The sequence below is a fragment of the Flavobacterium sp. genome (genome assembly GCF_043722275.1).
Classification (GTDB): domain Bacteria; phylum Bacteroidota; class Bacteroidia; order Flavobacteriales; family Flavobacteriaceae; genus Flavobacterium.
Genome location: NZ_JAYSPC010000187.1, coordinates 14,306 through 34,246 on the forward strand (window position 1 = coordinate 14,306; position 19,941 = coordinate 34,246).

The window sequence follows — 19,941 nt, forward strand, 5'->3', positions numbered from 1 at the left end:
AAAAACGCAAAGTTCGCAAAGCTTTGTGTTGAAACAGCTTTGCGAACTTTGTGTTTTCTAACCGCAATAATGAATAAAATCTTTGCGACTTTGCGGTAAAAAATCAGTTACAATATCCTACTACTTATAAAAAATCTCAGTATTCAGTCACAGTTTACATTGAAAACCAAGACTGAATACTGAGACTGTAATCTATAAACTAAAAACTACTTCTTAGCCGCGTTTTCAATTCTTCTCAAATCAATACGATTTTGAGCGATTGTAAGAGCAGCTTTATGAGTTGTCATTCCGTTTTTCACAGCATAATCGATAATTTCTAAAGTAGTATTATAGATATTTTCGGTTTTTGTCATGATTTCAGCTTTACCATAATGCTCTAATTCAGCATAAACATTGATAATTCCACCAGCATTGATCAGGAAATCAGGCGCATATAAAATACCTCTTTCCTGTAATCTTGCACCGTGAACATTTTCATCAGCTAATTGATTGTTGGCAGCACCAGCAATAACTTTCGCTTTAATTTTGTTTACTGTGTCATTATTAATTGTTGCTCCCATTGCACATGGCGCATAAATATCAACATCAGCAGCGTATAAATCGTCTCCTGCAAATATTGTTGCGTTATATTTTTGAGCTACTTCGTATAATTTTTCTTCGTTGATATCAGCGATAGTAACGATTGCTCCTTCTTTAGTCAAATACTCAACCAAAGCTTCACCAACGTGACCAATTCCCTGAACCAAAACTTTTTTACCATCTAAAACATCGGTTCCAAACTGACTTTTAGCAGCAGCTTTCATTCCTAAATAAACGCCGTAAGCTGTTATTGGAGAAGGGTTTCCAGAACCCCCTATTTCTTCAGAAATACCAGTAACATAAGGCGTTACATCTCTAACAGTGTCCATGTCTTTAGTTTCCATTCCAACATCTTCAGCAGTAATATATCTACCTCCTAAAGAGTGAACAAACTCACCAAACTTACGCATTAATTCAGGTGTTTTTTGCGTTTTAGCATCACCAATAATTACTGCTTTACCTCCACCAATATTCAATCCGGTGATGGCTGATTTATATGTCATACCTCTTGAAAGACGCAAAACATCATTCAACGCTTCCCATTCGGTATTGTAGTTCCACATTCTTGTTCCGCCTAAAGCTGGACCCATAACCGAATTATGAATACCAATAATTGCTTTTAAACCTGTATCTTTGTCATTGCAAAAAACAATTTGTTCGTGATCATCAAATGAAAGTTGACCAAAAACGGGATCCATTTTTTGAAGTTCCTTTGCAGTTGCGAAAGTTGCATCCATAGCGCTAGTATTTATTTAGTTATAAATTATGAATTTGTCAAAAAGACTTCTCAAATTTAGATAAAAAATATACATGTGCTAATTTTTTATCTTTAAAATAACAATATAACAATCATTTTGTTTTGATCAAATTGTACTTTCCGTTAATTTTAATTCACATTAATACACAAAATCAAAACATTTCATCATTGAATCTCTTAAAAAAATGAAAGAATTAAGCTATTTAAACAAATATTTCATCAAATATAAATATAGTTTCTCTTTAGGAATTTTAATCACTATAATCGCACAAATCTTCTCTTTATTCACTCCAAAGCTAATTAGCAAGTCTCTAAACGCTATTGAAAGGTTTGATAAGCTCCCAAAAACAGATCAGACATCGCAAGCAATTATTGACGTTTATCGTGAAGGTTTAATTCATAACGTACTGTTAATCATTGCAACTACAATTGTAGCAGGGTTTTTAACTTTTTTAATGCGCCAGACTTTAATTGTCATGTCGCGACATATTGAATTTGATTTAAAAAATGAAGTTTTCAGGCAATATGAAAACCTTTCTCAAAATTTCTACAAGCAAAATCGTACGGGAGATTTAATGAATCGTATTAGCGAAGATGTTTCAAAAGTGCGTATGTATGTTGGTCCGGCGGTAATGTATACGATCAATACTTTCATTCGTTTTGCGATTGTCATTATATATATGTATAATGTTTCGCCATTATTGACTTTATATACGATTTTACCATTGCCAATTCTTTCGTATTGTATTTTCAAACTGAGTTCAGAAATCAATAAACGAAGCACCACTTTTCAGCAATATTTATCGAAAGTTTCGAGTTTTTCACAAGAAATATTTTCTGGAATCCGAGTTATAAAAGCATATTCATTAGAAAATCAACATCAGAATAATATGGTGGCTCTTGCCGATGAAAGCAAAAAGAAGAGCTTAGATTTAGCCAAAGTCCAATCGTTATTTGGTCCGTTAATGATTGCGTTAATCGGGATTAGTAATCTCGTTGTAATTTATTTTGGAGGTCTTATGTACATCAACGGAACGATTGCAAATATTGGTACAATCGCTGAATTTATTTTATATGTAAATATGCTAACCTGGCCAGTTGCTTCATTAGGCTGGGTTTCATCAATGGTTCAGGAAGCCGAAGCATCTCAAAAACGTCTGAATGAATTTTTGAAAATTGAACCTGAAATTGAAAACAAAAACGAAAATTCATCAGATATTCAAGGTTCGATTGCTTTCGAAAATGTAAGTTATACTTATGAAGATACTAATATTGAAGCTTTAAAAAATGTGACTTTTACGGTAAAAAAAGGAGAAACATTAGCCATTTTAGGAAAAACAGGTTCCGGAAAATCAACTATTTTGTCCTTAATTTCTCGTTTATATGATGTTACAGATGGACAAATTACAATTGATCAAAACGAAATAAGTTCTTTAAATTTAAATGATTTAAGAAACAACATCGGGATTGTTCCTCAGGATGCTTTTTTATTCTCGGATAGTATTAAAAACAACATCAAATTTGGCAATCAAAACGCAACTGACGAAGAAGTAATTGAAGCAGCTAAAAATACTGTCGTTCATGATAATATAATTGCTTTTAACAAGCAATACGACACAATTTTAGGAGAAAGAGGAATCACACTTTCCGGCGGACAAAAGCAGCGTGTATCTATTGCGCGTGCAATTATTAAAAATCCGGCAATTTTACTTTTTGACGATTGTTTATCGGCAGTTGACACAGAAACCGAAGAAACAATTTTGAATAATTTATTTCAAATTTGCAAGGATAAAACTACAATAATAGTAAGTCATCGAGTATCATCAGCAAAAAATGCCGACAAAATAATCATTTTAGAAGATGGCAAAATCATTCAACAAGGCTCTCATAATCAATTGATAAATAAGGAGGGATATTATGCATCGTTATATTTAAAACAACTTTCAGAAAAAGAATCACTTTAAATGTTGTATAATAGATATTTTTTTATGATTTTTGAGTACTATTAATTCCAAAAAATGATAGAACGTATTATGAGAGAAAATGACATGTTAGAAAAAGAAGAGATTTTTTCTAAAGTATTACGAGCAGGAAGAAGAACTTATTTCTTTGATGTGAGAGCTACTAAAGCTGATGATTATTATATCACTATTACCGAAAGCAAAAAATTTACTGAAGAAGATGGTTCGTTTCATTTTAAAAAACACAAAATTTACTTGTACAAAGAAGATTTTAGTGCTTTTGCCGAAATATTAGAAGAAATGACTTCATATGTCTTGAACCACAAAGGCGAAGAAGTAATCTCTGAAAGACACCAAAAAGATTTTAAGAAAGAATACGGTTCTGATAAACCTGAAGGACAAAGATCTAGCTTTACTGATATTGATTTTGACGATATTTAGTCCATTATAACTTTGAAAAGTACGAGTCCAATATGTCCTGCATTTTGGACTTTTTTTATATATCAATTTATTATTTTAGATTTATGACTTTAGGTTTCTCTAAGTTGTCCGAAATCACGCCAATTTAATTAATTAAAACAAGTTCCATCGGAACGCTATATTTATAGATTGTAAATTATTTCGCAAAACGCCATCGGGGTGAGATATTGATAATCATACATAAAAACCAGATTTCGCTCCGCTGGAGCTTTAAGAAAAAAACATATATTAGCTATAAATATTATGCTCCTCCGGAGCTTTGAAAAACTTATATATCATTATCATTTTTTAAAAATATAAAATGAAAAAAATATTTTTTTTACTGGGTTTCTTCTTGCTTTCCATATTTTGTTTTGCTCAAAAAATAGAATACGAAACCAAATCAAATATTCAATATTACAATTCAGCAACCAATAAATCTGATAGTTACATCAACGAAAGATGTGTCTTAGATATTTATTATCCTAAAAACGCAAAAGGTTTCGCCACAATAGTTTGGTTTCACGGAGGCGGATTAACTGGTGGAAACAAAGAAATCCCCGAAGCTTTAAAAAATAAAGGTTTTGCGATTATTGGAGTCAATTACAGATTGTCTCCCAAAGCAAAAGCAGCAAAAGCTATAGATGATGCAGCTGCCGCAGTTGCCTGGGTATTTAATAATATTGCAAATTATGGCGGAGATTCTTCCTTGATTTTTGTTTCAGGACATTCTGCCGGAGGATATTTGGGATTGATGATTGGTTTAGATAAAGAATATTTAAAGAAAGAAGGAATTGATGCGAATAAAATTGCAGGATTAATTCCGTTTAGCGGACAATGCATTACTCATTTTGAAATAAGAAAAGAAAACGGAATTCCGGATACTACTCCAACAATTGATGCTTTTGCTCCGCTATATTATGTTCGTGCCGATGCTCCACCACTTTTATTGATTACCGGAGATCGGGAATTAGAAATGCTGGGACGATATGAAGAAAATACCTATTTAGCAAGAATGATGAAGTTAAAAGGACACAAACAAACCAAACTTTATGAATTAGACGGCTACGGACACGGAATGACTGAGCCTGGTTTTCCGTTACTTATAAACGAAGTTAATCGCATTATAAAAGAGAATAAACAATAATCACTAAATAAATCCACGGCAATGGAAACCAACTTAATAATTTTACCCGGACTCGGAAATTCAGGCGTTAAACACTGGCAAACTTTTTGGCATAAAAAATTTAAAAATTCAACTCGCTTAGTTCAGGATAATTGGGATGAACCCGTTCGTGAAGAATGGATCGAAAGATTAAATGAGGAAGTTGCAAAACTCGACAAACCAACTATTTTAGTAGCGCATAGTCTTGCGGTTTCATTAGTACAACATTGGGCATCATCAAATAGCAATAAAAATATTGTAGGCGCTTTATTAGTGGCTCCTGCCGATGTAGATTCACCTCAACATACTCCGGAAAGTGTCAGAAACTTTTCGCCAATGCCTCTAAGCAAATTACCATTTCCATCAATAGTTGTCGCAAGCGAAAATGATCCTTACGCTTCATTTGAAAGAAAACAGTATTTTGCTGAAATGTGGGGCAGTGATTTTGTAAACGTTGGTCAGCAAGGACACATTAACTCTGATTCTGATTTAAAATATTGGGAAGAAGGGCAGTTGATTTTAGAACAGTTAATTCAAAATATTAAAACAAATAAAAATGATTGAGGAAAACAACTATCAACAAGAAGCTATAGTTAATCCTACAAACATTTTAACAAAAATAGTAACATCTCGAAAAGAAGCCTTCATATTTATAAACGATTATAAATATAATAAGCATGTAACTTTATTTTTATTTTTTTTAGGCATTGTCAAATCTTTCGACAAAGCCATATCTAAGGATATGGGTGATAATCTACCTCTTTGGGGCGTTATTACTTATGGCATATTGATTGGAATAACTTTCGGATGGCTAATAAATTTTATATATGCTTTTTCAATAAGCTGGACAGGAAGATGGCTTAAAGGCGTTGGAGATACTCAATCTCTTTTAAGAGTGATTGCTTATTCCAGTTTACCTGTAATTGCTTCTTTATTTTTTCTTTTCCTTCAAATTTTGATTTACGGAAATGCTATTTTTCAATCAAGCTTTTTTGATCTTTATAACGGATTATTTGATACCATTCTTTATTGGTTTTTTTACTTTGTCGATTTAGTTTTAATCACTTGGACAGTTGTACTTCTTGTTATTGGGACTTCCGTTGTACAAAAAATTTCAATAGGTAAAGCAATTCTAAACTTAATACTGCCAGCCTTCTTAATAATGTTAATCGCTTTAACTATTGTTACTGTTGTTGATTCACTAATTAATTAACCAATCCTCAAGCCATTTTCTATTTTAAAATCAGGTGCTAATAAAATAACGTCTCCCTCCTCGCCTACTGCGCCAAGAACCAGACATTCACTCATAAATTTGCCAATTTGTTTTCTCGGAAAATTCACAACCGAAACTATTTGGCGATTCAATAAATCTTCTTTTTTGTATCGTTTTGTTATTTGTGCCGATGATTTTCGAATGCCAATTTCTGCTCCAAAATCAATTGTGAGTTGATAAGCCGGTTTTCTAGCTTCGGGAAAATCATTTACTTCTATAATGGTTCCGACGCGCATATCGGTTCTTTCAAATTCATTCCAGGTTAAATCCATTTTGTTTCAGTTTTATACTTCTTACAAACCTATAAATTTTGTAATTATTACTACTAATTCTATAACTGTTTTTTTTAGTTCTCCATCTAAATTTACATCAGAACTGATTATGCTAAACACTAAAAAGATATAAATGGAAAATACAATTCTTAACGCCGATCAAACTTTAAGGGATTTTGACTTCAATTTGCACGAACAAAATACGGATAAATACATCAAAACCTCAAAAAACGTAAAGCTTTACGTAAGAGATTACGGAAAAGGAAAACCTGTTATTTTAATTCATGGATGGCCGCTTTCTAACGAAATGTGGGAATATCAAATTGATTTTTTAGTACAAAACAATTATAGAGTAATTGCTTATGATCGTCGTGGATTTGGTAAATCCTCACAACCTTATGATGGATATGATTATGATACCTTAACTGATGATTTAAAAGAAATTATCGACCAGCTTCAACTAGAAAATGCAACTCTTGTAGGATTTTCAATGGGCGGCGGTGAAGTAGTTCGTTATTTTAGCCGCTATGGCGGAAAAGGAGTTACAAAAGCAGCTCTTATTTCATCTGTTGTTCCATTTTTATTACAAACTAATGATAATCCTGACGGACATCCAAAAGAAAAAAGCGAAGCAACAGCAAATGCTATTAAAGAAGACAGAATAGGTTTTGTAGATAATTTTGGAAAAACTTTCTTCGGAGTTAATATCATCAACAAACCTTTAAGTACGCCACTATTAGAATATTACAGAACATTATGTTCATTTGCTTCACCTCGCGCGACTTTAAAATGTGCCGAAGCTTTTTCATATACTGATTTTAGAGAGGAATTAGATTTTATAAAAGTTCCAACCTTAATTATTCATGGCGACGATGACAAGATTGTCCCTATTGATCTAACATCAGCAAGAACTGCACAAGCAATTCGTGAAAACACTTATATTGTTTATGAAGGCGCACCACACGGATTATTCTACACAGATAAAGACAAATTAAACTCTGATTTACTGAATTTTCTAAATTCGTAAACCCGCTATATTTATCCAAAGGAAGCTGAAAATCTTAAAAGCGTCCTTTGGTTTTTTTTAAAAATTTCTGCACATTTTCTTTTATAGATTTTAAAAGCTATTTTTGAAGAACTTATTTCTGTAAAATGGCACGAACTCCTTCAAATATGCTTCCGCTTGGAACAATTGCTCCAAATTTCAAACTGAAAGACACGAATTCTAATAATGATTATTCGTTTGAAGATTTGAAAGGATCAAAAGGAACGTTGGTTGTTTTTATTTGCAATCATTGTCCGTTTGTACTTCATGTTATTAAAGAAATCGTCATGATTGCCAATGATTATCGCGTTCAGGGAATTGGCGTTATAGCTATTTCCAGTAATGATATTGAAAAATTTCCGCAGGATTCTCCTGAATTAATGACTGAATTTGCTTTTCAGAATAAGATTGATTTCCCCTATTTATTTGATAAAAGTCAAGAAGTTGCCAAAGCTTTTGATGCTGCCTGTACTCCGGATTTCTATTTGTTTGACGATCAAAATCGATTGTTTTATCGCGGTCAGCTTGACGATTCAAAACCCGGAAACGGAATTCCGTTAAGCGGAACTGATTTGCGAAGTGCTATTGATGCACTCATTTATAACAGAAGTTTAAAAGAACCTCAAAAGCCAAGTTTGGGCTGTAATATTAAATGGAAATAAAGATCTTAGCTATTTAGAAAAGTTTACCTATCTTTGCAAATCAAATTAATTTCACTCATTGTGAGCACTATAAATCTATTTACTGTTTGTATGTTGTTGTTTTCTCTTTCGGGAAGACCACTTACTGCTGTATTTATTTCACATAGTAAGGCCTTTATCAATTAGGCCTCCGTCTATTTCAATTTCTTCTTTCAGGCGGAGGATTTATACCACGATTTAATCATTTGTTTTATTTGAAAGAGTAAATTCTCTCTCAGATAATTCTTTGGTTTTTTCAATCAAAAATTTCCAAAACGTATTATTCAAAATTTCAATCTGCAATAGCAATTTGGAATAAAAATTATGCATTTATCAGCCTGAAAAGAAATTACACAAAACATTGACATTCAAATAAATTAATAACAATAATAAATAAAACATAATATGAAACCGACACCCACTTTCTGTAAAACAGATTATAATTTTTTAAGAGAATTGATCTTAAAAAGTAAAAATTCAACCAATGCTAAAGAAGCCAATCAGCTTTCACAAGAATTAGATCGCGCCGTAATTAGCAAAGAAACAGAATTAGACAACTCGATTGTAAGAATCAATTCTTTTGTTACTATCGAAGATGTAAAAGCAAATAAGCAAATGAAAATTCAAATTGTATTACCTTCATTTGCAGATGTAAAACAAAGTAAAATCTCAATTCTTGCTCCTTTAAGCGTTGCTATTATTGGATTTAAGGAAAATGACGAAGTTGATTGGGAATTACCGGCTGGAATAAAAACTTTAAAAATAATTGCTGTAAATAATATTTCTGTAAGCAATTAATCCTTTTTAAACACCTCATTCGTGAAGGTGTTTTTTTATGTTCTGTTTTAAACAAAAAAACTATCCAATAACAATATTACTGAATAGTTTTTATGAATCTATAAAAATCAACTTCTTACAATTGAGAAGTTATATAATTTGATATTGAAGCCATTTGAGTATCATCTAACTTTGCTTTTTTCTGCATTCTTGCCAAAATTGGCTTCCATTCTTCCTGAGTAAATTTCTTTGCATCATATAATTTATGACATCTTACACAACTGTTTTCGTACAAGTTTTTGCCTTCTGCCAATTCAGGCGTTAATGCAACATTTTTAACTGTTTCTTTTACTGGCGAAGTCGTTTCTGCCGTTGTTGCCGAAGCAGTTTTCTGAGTTCCGCATGACGCTAAAAGCAGTGCTGCAACAGCAGGAGTTAAGATTTTTAATTTCATTGTTTTCTTTTATTTTGAAAGTAAATATAAAAAAATCCCATACGCCTTGACATATGGGATTCTAATTTAAAACAATACTAAATTGCTTCTTATTTTATTATTTTACTTCCATTAATTCAACGTCGAAAATCAAAGTTGCGTTTGGTGGAATAACTCCTCCTGCTCCGGCAGCTCCATAAGCTAAATCAGACGGAATTACAAAACGAGCTTTGTCACCTACTTGTAATAAAGCAACACCTTCGTCCCATCCTTCGATAACCTGACCTTGACCTAATCTAAATTCGATTGGTTTTTTACGTGGGTAAGAGGAATCAAAAACTTTTCCGTTTTCTAAAGATCCTTCGTAGTGAACTGCAACTGTTTTACCAGATTCAGCTTTTTTACCGTCTCCTTTTTGAATCATTTTGTAACGCAAACCACTTTCAGTTTTATCAAAACCAGCAGCTAATTGTTCCATTTTAGCCTCAGATTCAGCTTTTAAAGCAGCATCTCTTTTTAAACGAGCCCCTTTTAAACCAATAAATGATTCGATAGCATTAAATTTTTCAGCTTCTTCACCAACTCTGATGATTTCGACATTTTCAAGAGCATCACCCTGAGCAACAGCATCAACGATATCCTGACCTTCTACAACATAACCAAAAACAGTATGTTTCCCGTCTAACCAAGAAGTTGGAACGTGAGTAATATAAAATTGAGAACCATTACTTGCAGGTCCTGAATTAGCCATTGCTAAAACTCCCGGGCGATCGTGTTTTAAACTTGGGTGAAATTCATCATCAAATTTATAACCGGGATCTCCGGTTCCTGTACCTTTTGGGCATCCACCCTGAATCATAAAATCAGGAATAACTCTGTGAAACGTTAATCCGTCATAGAATTTTTGTCCCTGAGGTTTTACTTTATTTTCCATATTTCCTTCTGCAAGAGCTACAAAATTCCCTACGGTTCCTGGTGTTAGATCGTGTGTTAGTTTTACTAATATCGAACCTTTGCTAGTGTTGAATTTAGCGTATATTCCGTTTTCCATTGTTGTTATTTTTAATTTAATTGCAAATTTACAAATTAATTTTTTATCAATTTGTTGTTTCTATTTTTTAGACTTTGATTTATAAGTAAGACCGTAAACTATAAATGCCAATGCTGATAAACCAACACAACCAATAGTAACGGCATGCCATCCTCCTAATTTCCATAATAACAATCCGTAAGCAGATCCTGCCGCAGTTCCTAAAAAGCTAAACGACATAAATACCGTATTTAGTCTGTTTCTGGCTTCTGGAAGCAATGAATAAACTCTGGTTTGATTGGAGATGTGAACGCCCTGAATTCCTACGTCAATGAATACAATTCCGATTGCGATCCCAATTACACTTTCTATTGAAAAATAAAAGATTATAAAACTGATTAATATCAATAAACAGCCGTAACCTACTGCAACTCTCGAACCGCCTTTATCTCCCAATCTTCCTACTAATGGCGCAGCTAAAGCTCCTGAAGCTCCTACAATCCCGAACAAACCAATTGTAGCGCTGCTATAATGAAAAGGTTCTCCCGAAAGCAACAAAACCATGGTGACCCAAAAAGCTCCAAATTGGGCAAAACTAAATACATTTATTATAGTCGCTTCACGCAAAACAGGTTGTGTTTTTATAAGTGTAAAAAGAGATTTAATTAATTGACCATAAGTTCCCTGAAACTGAGGTTTATTCACCGGAAATTTATTCTGGATTACAAAAAAGATCAATAAACAAATTCCGGCAGCGATATAAAACATTGATCTCCAACCCAAAATCTCACCAATGAATCCGCTTAAAGTTCTTGAAAGCAAAATCCCCACAAGTAATCCGCTCATTATGGTTCCTACAACTTTACCACGTTGTTCCGGCGCGCTTAATGACGCTGCCAAAGGCAAAATAAGTTGTGGTACAATGGATGTGATTCCTATTAATAAAGAAGCAATTTGTAAAAGAAAAAAACTTTTGGCAGTAGCCGCAAGAATCAAAGCAATTACAGAGGCGAAAGTGGTGATTAAAATTTGCTTTTTACGTTCAATTTTATCTCCCAGCGGAACCATAAAAAATAACCCAATAGCATAACCAGCCTGAGTTAGATATGTGATTGTTCCCGCGCTGGCTTCAGGAATTTTAAATTCGTTAGCAATTAAAACAATTAAAGGTTGGCAGTAATACAGATTTGCAACTATAAGTCCAGTGCAAGCTGCCATAAATAAGACATTCGTTTTGGATAAATTCATTTTGCAAAAATACTATTCTAATTCGTACGAAAACTTTAAAAAATGTATAATTTTTTCAAATCTACGAGCAAATCAAGTCTTTCTTGTAACAATTCTACTGGTTTTTAAAACCTTAGGATTTCATAAAATCTTCCCTAATTGGGCTAAAAACATCCGTTAAAAGTCCGCTTTCTAAACACAATACACCGTGAATTGCGTGAGGCGGAATATAAAAACTGTCACCTTCTTTTAAGGTTTGGGTAACTCCGCTAATGGTAACATCAAATTTACCGCTGGAAACATAGGTAACTTGTGTATGATAATGTTCGTGCAAAACGCCAATTGCGCCTTTTTCAAAATGAACATTGACTAACATTACTCGATCATCATAAGCCAGAATTTTGCGTTTAATTCCTTCGCCTACAACTTCCCACTCTATTTCATCTCCTTTTATAAATTCTTTGCTTGTTCCAAAACTTTGCATATTTGTTGTTTTTAATTGAATTCTACCAAAATAATATTTTTACGCGATTTTATTTTAAACCAAATTTTTAGCAATAAAATCACAACTTTTTTTAATTGATTCAAACGGATTTGGATTATAATTATTCTCTTGTTCTACAAAAAAGTGTTTCATACCTGATTTTTTCGCTTCCATAAAAATAGTTTTAAAATCAATTGTTCCTGAACCAACTTCGGTATTTAAAGCTGAATTAATTTTATCCATATCTTTAACATGCCACATTTTAAAGCGATCCGGATTTTGCTTAAACAATTTTACAGGATCATTTCCTGAGTGAATAATCCAATATAAATCCAATTCAAAATACACCAGATTCTTATCCGTTTCATTCAATAAAATTTCATATCCCGTAATGTCATCATGTTTTTGAAATTCGAAATCATGATTATGATACGCTAATTTCAAACCTGAATTTGCACATATTTTACCTGCTTCGTTTAAACGTTTTGCAATTACATTATAATCATGTATGTTTTTTCTAAAAGGCTCATCGACCCAAGGAATTGTGAGATATTCGCTTTTTAGAATTTTAGCAGCTTCAATTGCCGCCTTGAGTTCTGTTGTATTTCCGTCAGCTAAAAAACTTCCTAAATTATAATGTCCGCTAAAAGCTTTAAGTCCGTTTGCATCTAAAATTCTTTTCAATTCAATTGGTGAAAGTCCCCAAAACTGATCTTTGATCGAAAAACCATACGTTTCAACAGTTGTAAATCCTGTGGTGGCAACTTTTTCTAAAGTTGCTTTTACATTTTTCGGAAGTTCTTCTCTTAAAGTGTACAATTGCAAACCTATTTCTTTTTTATCCATAGTAAAAGCTAATGATGGCAAAGCCAAAACTGCTGTAGTGGCAAGACTTGCATTTATTAAAAAGTTTCTTCGTGTGACCATTTTTATCTTAAATAGAAATGTAAATCTAAACTTTTATTTGAATCCTAAAACGTTAAAATTGATTTTCGAAATTCTCCATAAAATCCTGAAGAGCAATTTCTGTTTCCTGATCTATAATTTTTCCTTCTTCATTAATTTTTCCGCGAATGCCTTGTATTAAAAGCTGGTTATTTTTCTCAAATTTAGCTCCAAGCGTTTTCATTATTAATGAAAGTTGTTCGTGCGCCATTTCTCCGGAAGCCGAAGCAGTTATTAAACCAGTCTTTTTATCTGAGAAAATAGTAGTAGAAACACACCATTCTAAAGCATTTTTTAAACTTCCGGGCAAACTATAAACATATTCAGGCGTACAAATTATAACTCCGTCTGCCTCAATAATTTTATTCCTGAAAGACTGAACCTTTTCTGGCGGATTCTCAGTATCTAAATCGGGATTGAAATGCGGAATATCAGCTAAATCTTCGAAAATATTCACCTCAAATTCTGGTTTTATGTTTTCAGAAATAAATTTTAAAATTTTGTAATTGCTCGAATTCTTTCTGGTGCTGCCAGTAATGGCAAGTATTTTTGCTTTTTTGGAAACCATTCTTTTATGGAAATATCTTTAAATTAATTCCTTAAAAATAAACTTTTCATCATAATCAACGTCAAACTTTTCAAGAAAATCAATATATTCTTCTCTAAAAGTTTTCTTTTTATGCTGCAATTCCTGATTCTGAATATAATTAACTACCGTTGCTAATTGTGATTTACTGTATGAAAATGCGCCGTAACCTTCTTGCCATTCAAAATGAAATTTTGAAAACTTATTGGCATTAATCCATTTTGAAGAGTCTTGTTTAATGATTTTCATCAAATCAGATATAGATTGAGCAGGCCTGATACCAATTAAAATATGAATATGATCTGAAAAACCATTTATAGCTAAAAGTTTGTGATTATTGTTTTTAATAATTCCGGCGATATACTTATATAGGTCTTCTTTCCAATTTTTATTAATTATGGCTTGTCTAAATTTTACGGCAAAAACAAAATGAATATGTATTTGAGTATATGTATTTCCATAAATGTGTAGTCCCTACTGGCAATGTCATTAAGTTAAGGGGAAATCTATAAAATTACTTAACAGTTTAATCAAGAAAGTAACTAGAAAAATCCGTTTTATCAGCGTTTTCGCTTTAGCGAATCAGTAAAATCAACGTCTAATTTTGACGCGGATAAAACAGATTTACTTCGTAAAAACGCGGATAAAAACGGATTTAATTTGCAATGATTTTATTTTTTAAAAGCTTAACTTAATAAAAACCAACATAACAACCTATTTTACAGCAATTTCCTGCGGCGTATGCTGTTGCTTTTCTGTTTTATACGAATAAATTTTCTCATCCTTATTTACATATACATAAGTGTAATTCCAGTAATTTGGACCTGCTATCCTGGAGCCTTCTGCATTATTTGCATTTTCATATACTTGTTCTCCATAAATTAATATTTCACCTTGGTCAGAATTGCTCAAAGTACGTATTGGTGTTCCCCAAAACTTGATAAGATTTTTTTTAGATTGTCCAATCCATTTATCATTTTCACTTGAATTTTTAGTTGAAGAACATGAATTCAAAACTAAAATAGTAATTAGCAAAAGCATTTTCTTTATCATGACCAATCAATTTAGAAGTTGTTTTTAAGTAAATAATCAAACGTAATATTAAACTTTAATGCCTTTTATAAATTTACATAAAAACAATTTGAGCTTACATAATTCCTACTTTTTGAATTGTTTAATAAATTGTTAAGTCTGGGATTTATTTTATATCAATTGAAATAAATCCTACATATTAACTTAATAATGTTATATTTTTTTAGGCGTTTCCATTTTTAAAAATCTTTAAAAATTCACAAATATTAACTTTGTATCTTTGTCGCTTAGAACTATTGAAGAAAAAAAATGCGAATTGACATTGTAACAATTTTACCTGAATTACTTAGAAGTCCGTTTGAGGCTTCGATTATGAAACGTGCCATAGACAAAGGTTTGGTCGAAGTACATTTTCATAATTTACGCGATTATACCACGAACAAACAAAAAAGTGTCGATGATTATCCGTTTGGCGGAGGCGCCGGAATGGTAATGACAGTTCAGCCAATTGATGCTTGTATTACGCATTTAAAAAGCGAACGTGAATACGACGAAATTATTTATATGTCGCCTGACGGAGAAACTCTGAACCAGAAAATGGCCAATACAATGTCGATGTATGAAAATATTATCATTTTATGCGGACATTATAAAGGTGTGGATCAACGTGTTCGCGATCATTTTATTACGAAGGAAATTTCGATTGGCGATTACGTTTTATCAGGTGGAGAATTAGGAGCTTTGGTTTTATCTGATGCTTTAATTAGATTAATTCCTGGCGTTTTAAGTGATGAAACTTCGGCTCTGACAGATAGTTTTCAGGACAATTTACTTTCGGGACCTATATATACACGACCTGCCGATTACAAAGGATGGAAAGTTCCTGAGGTTTTAACGAGCGGTCATTTTGCTAAAATTGATAAATGGCGTGAGGATATGGCGTATGAACACACAAAAAACAGACGTCCGGATTTGCTTGAAGAACATTAAAATTTGTTTCAGGTTTCAAGTTTTTTTGTTTCAAGTTTAGATTGGAACGTATTTCCAAACTTGAAACCTGAAACAAAACAAACGATAATACCCAATTATCCCACAACTTAAAATAATTTATAATTCATATTTTATAATTCATAATTATTTTCTACCTTTGCACCCAAATTAGACTAACCTCTGGCGAGATCCGTGAATGTTATTCTATTCAAAAACCATAATTATAAGATATCATGGCAGATTTAATGAAATTCGTTAAAGACGAATTAGTTGCTAAAAAAGATTTCCCTGTTTTCGGAGCTGGAGATACTATCACAGTTTACTACGAAATTAAAGAGGGTGAAAAAACAAGAACTCAGTTTTTTAAAGGAGTTGTTATTCAAAGAAGAGGTTCTGCTAACACAGAAACTTTTACTATCCGTAAAATGTCTGGAGCTATTGGAGTTGAGCGTATCTTCCCGGTAAACTTACCAGCTTTACAGAAAATTGAAATCAACAAAAAAGGAGCTGTTCGTAGAGCTAGAATTTTCTACTTCAGAGAACTTACTGGTAAAAAAGCTAAGATTAAAGATAAAAGAAGATAATCATTTATCTCTTTGTTATAAAAAAGCTCGTTTCATTTATTTGAAACGAGTTTTTTTTTTGTGCCTAATTTTTAAATATCTTGAATTTAGTTTACACCAAACCCCAACAGGTTTAAAACTTGTCGGGTTACTGAGATTGTGCAACATACATTATCAACGGATTAAAATTCGTTGCTACAAAATAACCCATTCCTCCGGAATTTTAGAAAAAGTTCCGGAGGAACAAAATATAATGTAGGGATGGATTTCAATCCATTCTTCGCAAAGTTTAAACACAATCTTGACATTTCGACGAAGGAGAAATCACACACGTTAATTGACAAAGATTGGCGACATTCTTTACGGAGCTTCTTGTGTGATTTCTCCTTCGTCGAAATGACAATATTGGGCTGAGGCTTCGACTTCGCCTTTACTTTGGATTTGATAAAAAGGATTAAAATTTATTCAAAAGAAAGCAGAGTGAACTTTAGACTTCGCTGAGCCTGACAAAAGTTCTTATTCTACGGTTTGCGTGAGGGATAGAAGTGGAAAGCCCACAGCCTGACGAAGGAAGTGCGAGGACTTGAAACGGATAGCCCGACCCGGAGGGACACGCCCAAAATAAAAAAACCGAAACTCATAAAGCATCGGTTTGTATTTTAATGAAAATTTGGAATTCTATTTATTCAGCAGTTTTTCTAAATTTCGATTTTATCATATTATAAGGGGTATAACCAAAAGTATTAATATCAACAATATAAAAAACCCTTAAAAACCCTTAAAAATCAGCACCTAACATAAAAAACCCCTAAAAACCAACTCAAAACAAAAAGTATTTTAAATGCCTATTATGTACTATTTAATTGCCATTATTAAACAGTTTAAACGATATTATTATAGCTATTATGCATTTTATCAAATTAATCTTCCTCAAACCCTTATAAACAGCAACTAAGCTACTTTTAATAACCGTTTAAAACATTGTTTAAACGGTTTTTTTATGCCTGCTAATGTCAAATATAAATGTTTTTATAAAACCTACAATAATATATTTGCGGTTAGCTTTGGGGTTAGTGTTGCAGTTAGTAAAAAAGATAAAATTATATCTATCAAATAATAGTTAATACAATAAAAAACGCCTTAATGGATATAAATATATCTATTAAGGCGGGGATAATACTTTCATTTATATTGGTATTTATACCTTAATAAATTGAATTTCAAAAAATTACATTAAAAAGAGCGTTTAATTACGTGAAATATCTGCATTATGTCATTTAATGGATACTCGAATGGTTCAGATTGAGGATTTCGAGAAGATAACGTTATGTTGCCATTTTCGTTTAAACCTGTAATGTCTTTATGCCAAATACCCTCCTTTGATACTATAACAAATCCGTATTTTGTCTTGTGGAATCCGTTAGTCCATAAATGCTTACCAACTTCTCTGCCTAACATGTCAGCGCCCGATGGAGTATCATAACCATCACCATTCCACATGCTGTCACCTACAGATTCAAAACCGACATAGTTACCACGACCAATGTGATCTACCTTAAAGGTTATGGTTGAAAATTCTTCGCTCAAAATTATTTCATCATTATAACACGCTACATATGAAGCATGTGCATTAAAAGGAATTTTAATTACTTCTATCCTAACTGTACCATCAGGATACACGAAATATTTATTTCCATTACTATTCTTTAAAATTTCCGGTTCTTGACTATCATCAAAAAGCCGTGCTTCTCCTTGAATTTCGTCAACTAATGTAGGTGTTACATTTAAAGAAGATTTTATATTTTGTACAGGTTTGTCCACAATCGTTGGTTTTTCCATCAGACCGTTTCCTGACAGCAACCATTCTATATTGATTTCGGGATATGTAGATAAAATGCTATCCAAAAAGTCAGAACTAACTGATGTTAGTTTTTGTTTTCCCTTAAAATTACCATAGGTCATGCCTAGTTTTTCAATAAACTTATCCTTCGCAAAACCTTTAAATTCAGCGTATTGCAAAATCCTCTCCTTTATAAAGGATATATTTTTATCCATAATTTGTTTTTAGGATATTATTTTATCTATCTTTGTCACGACAACAAGACAAAACTATGGAGAAAAATAACAATGTCCTAACAAACGGACTAAAAACTAAAAAAGAAATTGTGGAGCTTGAAGGTAGATTACAGTACGGAGACTACACAACTCTCGGAGCAGCACTTAGTTGCACTCCCGACACTGCTAAAAAAAGATTTGTTCGGGGAAATGTCGAAGCTTTTAATGCTTTAGATAGAATTATTACCAACAGAGAAGATTTAGTAAAAGATTTACAAAATAACGCCTAATACCAATTTTATGTTTGAGTACCAGCAAAACACACTCTGCGTGGCAAGTACATGGCTTTACGACACAGGAATAATGTCACAAGCTAATTATAAATATTTGTGTTCAAACGGTAAAATTAAAAAAATAACTATTGGAGGTAACGGTCGAAAAGCCTTAGTGGCATATGAATCTATTCCGGAACGTTTCAAAAAAATTATTCGCGAAAAAGGTATTGATCCTTACGCAAGTGTAAAAAACATAGTCTTTAGTGATTATATGAAATGGGATCATAAGGCAGAACAATACTTTCGTGATTATCTTTTGGATAATGGAAATCATTTACCGGAAGAAAAACAAAAAGAGTATACACATCAGGCTATTATGTTCAATGCGGTGAGCCATATTGCTACAAATGTAGTTGTGCAAAAACGTTTTGGAGGAAAAAAACAAATGTGGGAAAGAATGCTAGAAGCGATCAGTAATTTACCTGAAACTTGGATGCACACTCGCTACAAAAATGTAGTCTCATTTAAACGTGCAATTCAAAGATATGAAGATGAAAGCTATAGTTCAATAGTTTCGGGCAAGTGGATGAATAGTAATCCATCTAAAATAATTGACGATGTGGCAGATTTTATTATGTCGCAGTATTGTTTACCCGTAAAATATACAATTTCGGAAGTCTTAAAGATTTACGAATCCGTAAGAGAATCAAAAGGCTGGAAAAGTTTAAGTGAGCGATCAATTGGGGCATGGCTCGACAAAACGGAGCAAAAACGTATTTGGATGTTAGCTCGTGATGGACGCGAAGAATATATGAAGCATTTCGGACACACGGTCACAAGAAAACGTTCAGAATGGTTTCCAAATGCATGGTGGGCAATTGACGGTACCAAATTAGATTTAGTACACTTTGCGAACAATAAACAAAAGATGGCTGCTGAACTTAAAATTAACGTTGTTTTCGACGTTTACAGCGAAAAAATCATTGGTTGGGACATTGCATACTCGGAAAACCATGCGTCACATTTTAGAGCTATTAAAATGGCAGTTAATGAATCAGGTTGTCGTCCTTTTCTATTTACTTATGATAAGCAATCAGGACACACTTCAAACAAAATGCAAGATTTATACGATAAGCTTCCTGCAAAAGGAGGAGCACATTACAGTCATAAAGTCGGCAGAAAGTCAAGTCCAGCAGAACAAATATTTAATCGACTACAACAGCAAGTAATTTCAAAAATGTGGTTTTCAGATAAACTGCAAATTCTGGTAAAAGTGAGCACCCCATTCCGGTAAAAGAGAGCAATTGATTCCGGTTCAAAGTGAGCACCCTATTCTTGTGAAAGAGATCAATT

Annotated in this window: 23 protein-coding genes; 12 read left to right on the top strand and 11 right to left on the bottom strand. The window is 32.7% G+C overall.

From position 1 onward, the window contains the following. Positions 1-206 precede the first annotated feature (206 nt). Positions 207-1,316: a Glu/Leu/Phe/Val dehydrogenase gene (locus ACHZDT_RS21715; protein WP_394776792.1), complete on the bottom strand. Its 1,110-nt coding sequence runs from the start codon at positions 1,314-1,316 to the stop codon at positions 207-209. A 205-nt stretch (positions 1,317-1,521) separates the two neighbouring features. Between ACHZDT_RS21715 and ACHZDT_RS21720 the strand changes: the two genes are divergently transcribed. The 5 genes from ACHZDT_RS21720 (at position 1,522) to ACHZDT_RS21740 (ending at position 6,134) form a co-directional block, all read left to right on the top strand. Further along, entirely contained in the window at positions 1,522-3,300 is a 1,779-nt protein-coding gene (locus tag ACHZDT_RS21720; protein WP_394776793.1) for an ABC transporter ATP-binding protein, read from the top strand. 69 nt (positions 3,301-3,369) lie between these two features. Further along, positions 3,370-3,738: a PUR family DNA/RNA-binding protein gene (locus ACHZDT_RS21725; RefSeq protein WP_029268690.1), complete on the top strand. Its 369-nt coding sequence runs from the start codon at positions 3,370-3,372 to the stop codon at positions 3,736-3,738. Positions 3,739-4,078: 340 nt separating this feature from the next. Beyond that, complete coding sequence (locus ACHZDT_RS21730; RefSeq protein ID WP_394776794.1) at positions 4,079-4,903, top strand: alpha/beta hydrolase; 825 nt, start codon at positions 4,079-4,081, stop codon at positions 4,901-4,903. A 21-nt stretch (positions 4,904-4,924) separates the two neighbouring features. Further along, positions 4,925-5,485 (top strand): RBBP9/YdeN family alpha/beta hydrolase, encoded by a 561-nt coding sequence (locus tag ACHZDT_RS21735; RefSeq protein WP_394776795.1) that lies wholly within the window; start codon positions 4,925-4,927, stop codon positions 5,483-5,485. Continuing rightward, positions 5,478-6,134 (top strand): YIP1 family protein, encoded by a 657-nt coding sequence (locus ACHZDT_RS21740; RefSeq protein WP_394776796.1) that lies wholly within the window; start codon positions 5,478-5,480, stop codon positions 6,132-6,134. The genes ACHZDT_RS21735 and ACHZDT_RS21740 overlap by 8 nt, the downstream gene beginning before the upstream one ends. On the opposite strand, the gene ACHZDT_RS21745 is transcribed toward ACHZDT_RS21740, so the two are convergent. Continuing rightward, a complete protein-coding gene (locus ACHZDT_RS21745; protein WP_394776797.1) occupies positions 6,131-6,466 on the bottom strand; it encodes a tRNA-binding protein in 336 nt (111 codons plus the stop codon). The two genes, ACHZDT_RS21740 and ACHZDT_RS21745, sit on opposite strands and share 4 nt — an antisense overlap. 133 nt (positions 6,467-6,599) lie before the next feature. Between ACHZDT_RS21745 and ACHZDT_RS21750 the strand changes: the two genes are divergently transcribed. The 3 genes from ACHZDT_RS21750 (at position 6,600) to ACHZDT_RS21760 (ending at position 8,989) form a co-directional block, all read left to right on the top strand. Beyond that, the gene (locus tag ACHZDT_RS21750; protein WP_394776798.1) at positions 6,600-7,493 is read left to right on the top strand and encodes an alpha/beta fold hydrolase; all 894 of its coding nucleotides are present in this window, start codon (positions 6,600-6,602) and stop codon (positions 7,491-7,493) included. A gap of 125 nt (positions 7,494-7,618) precedes the next feature. Next, positions 7,619-8,173, top strand: a complete 555-nt coding sequence (locus tag ACHZDT_RS21755; protein ID WP_394776799.1) for a thioredoxin family protein — start codon at positions 7,619-7,621, stop codon at positions 8,171-8,173. Positions 8,174-8,596: 423 nt separating this feature from the next. Then, a complete protein-coding gene (locus ACHZDT_RS21760; RefSeq protein ID WP_394776800.1) occupies positions 8,597-8,989 on the top strand; it encodes a GreA/GreB family elongation factor in 393 nt (130 codons plus the stop codon). Positions 8,990-9,104: 115 nt separating this feature from the next. Here the strand turns inward: ACHZDT_RS21760 and ACHZDT_RS21765 are convergent, their stop codons facing one another. The 8 genes from ACHZDT_RS21765 to ACHZDT_RS21800 all read right to left on the bottom strand — a co-directional run bounded on the left by ACHZDT_RS21765 (position 9,105) and on the right by ACHZDT_RS21800 (position 14,726). Continuing rightward, positions 9,105-9,422, bottom strand: a complete 318-nt coding sequence (locus ACHZDT_RS21765) for a c-type cytochrome (protein ID WP_394776801.1) — start codon at positions 9,420-9,422, stop codon at positions 9,105-9,107. Positions 9,423-9,519: 97 nt separating this feature from the next. Beyond that, positions 9,520-10,452: a peptidylprolyl isomerase gene (locus tag ACHZDT_RS21770; protein WP_394776802.1), complete on the bottom strand. Its 933-nt coding sequence runs from the start codon at positions 10,450-10,452 to the stop codon at positions 9,520-9,522. 60 nt (positions 10,453-10,512) lie between these two features. After that, positions 10,513-11,649 carry an MFS transporter gene (locus ACHZDT_RS21775; RefSeq protein ID WP_394776803.1) on the bottom strand — a complete coding sequence of 379 codons (1,137 nt, stop codon included), beginning with the start codon at positions 11,647-11,649 and terminating at the stop codon, positions 10,513-10,515. 142 nt (positions 11,650-11,791) lie between these two features. Beyond that, a complete protein-coding gene (locus tag ACHZDT_RS21780; protein ID WP_394776804.1) occupies positions 11,792-12,142 on the bottom strand; it encodes a cupin domain-containing protein in 351 nt (116 codons plus the stop codon). Positions 12,143-12,196: 54 nt separating this feature from the next. Beyond that, on the bottom strand, positions 12,197-13,069 hold the full coding sequence (locus ACHZDT_RS21785; RefSeq protein WP_394776805.1) for a sugar phosphate isomerase/epimerase family protein: 873 nt from the start codon (positions 13,067-13,069) through the stop codon (positions 12,197-12,199). A gap of 52 nt (positions 13,070-13,121) precedes the next feature. After that, a complete protein-coding gene (locus ACHZDT_RS21790; protein ID WP_394776806.1) occupies positions 13,122-13,655 on the bottom strand; it encodes an NADPH-dependent FMN reductase in 534 nt (177 codons plus the stop codon). Between the two features lie 18 nt (positions 13,656-13,673). Beyond that, a complete protein-coding gene (gene tnpA, locus ACHZDT_RS21795) occupies positions 13,674-14,138 on the bottom strand; it encodes an IS200/IS605 family transposase (protein WP_394776813.1) in 465 nt (154 codons plus the stop codon). Positions 14,139-14,387: 249 nt separating this feature from the next. Next, positions 14,388-14,726 (bottom strand): hypothetical protein, encoded by a 339-nt coding sequence (locus ACHZDT_RS21800; RefSeq protein WP_394776807.1) that lies wholly within the window; start codon positions 14,724-14,726, stop codon positions 14,388-14,390. A gap of 288 nt (positions 14,727-15,014) precedes the next feature. Here ACHZDT_RS21800 and trmD point away from each other — a divergent pair, with 288 nt between their 5' ends. Both trmD and rplS read left to right on the top strand, forming a co-directional pair. Beyond that, positions 15,015-15,695 carry a tRNA (guanosine(37)-N1)-methyltransferase TrmD gene (trmD, locus tag ACHZDT_RS21805; protein WP_394776808.1) on the top strand — a complete coding sequence of 227 codons (681 nt, stop codon included), beginning with the start codon at positions 15,015-15,017 and terminating at the stop codon, positions 15,693-15,695. Between the two features lie 233 nt (positions 15,696-15,928). Then, positions 15,929-16,279: a 50S ribosomal protein L19 gene (gene rplS / locus ACHZDT_RS21810; RefSeq protein ID WP_394776809.1), complete on the top strand. Its 351-nt coding sequence runs from the start codon at positions 15,929-15,931 to the stop codon at positions 16,277-16,279. Between the two features lie 1,212 nt (positions 16,280-17,491). Here rplS and ACHZDT_RS21815 read toward each other — a convergent pair. Continuing rightward, positions 17,492-18,313: an XRE family transcriptional regulator gene (locus tag ACHZDT_RS21815; protein ID WP_394776810.1), complete on the bottom strand. Its 822-nt coding sequence runs from the start codon at positions 18,311-18,313 to the stop codon at positions 17,492-17,494. A gap of 56 nt (positions 18,314-18,369) precedes the next feature. Here ACHZDT_RS21815 and ACHZDT_RS21820 point away from each other — a divergent pair, with 56 nt between their 5' ends. Next, positions 18,370-18,603 carry a hypothetical protein gene (locus ACHZDT_RS21820; protein WP_394776811.1) on the top strand — a complete coding sequence of 78 codons (234 nt, stop codon included), beginning with the start codon at positions 18,370-18,372 and terminating at the stop codon, positions 18,601-18,603. A 10-nt stretch (positions 18,604-18,613) separates the two neighbouring features. Beyond that, positions 18,614-19,882 (top strand): hypothetical protein, encoded by a 1,269-nt coding sequence (locus tag ACHZDT_RS21825; protein ID WP_394776812.1) that lies wholly within the window; start codon positions 18,614-18,616, stop codon positions 19,880-19,882. The last annotated feature ends 59 nt before the right edge of the window (positions 19,883-19,941 follow it).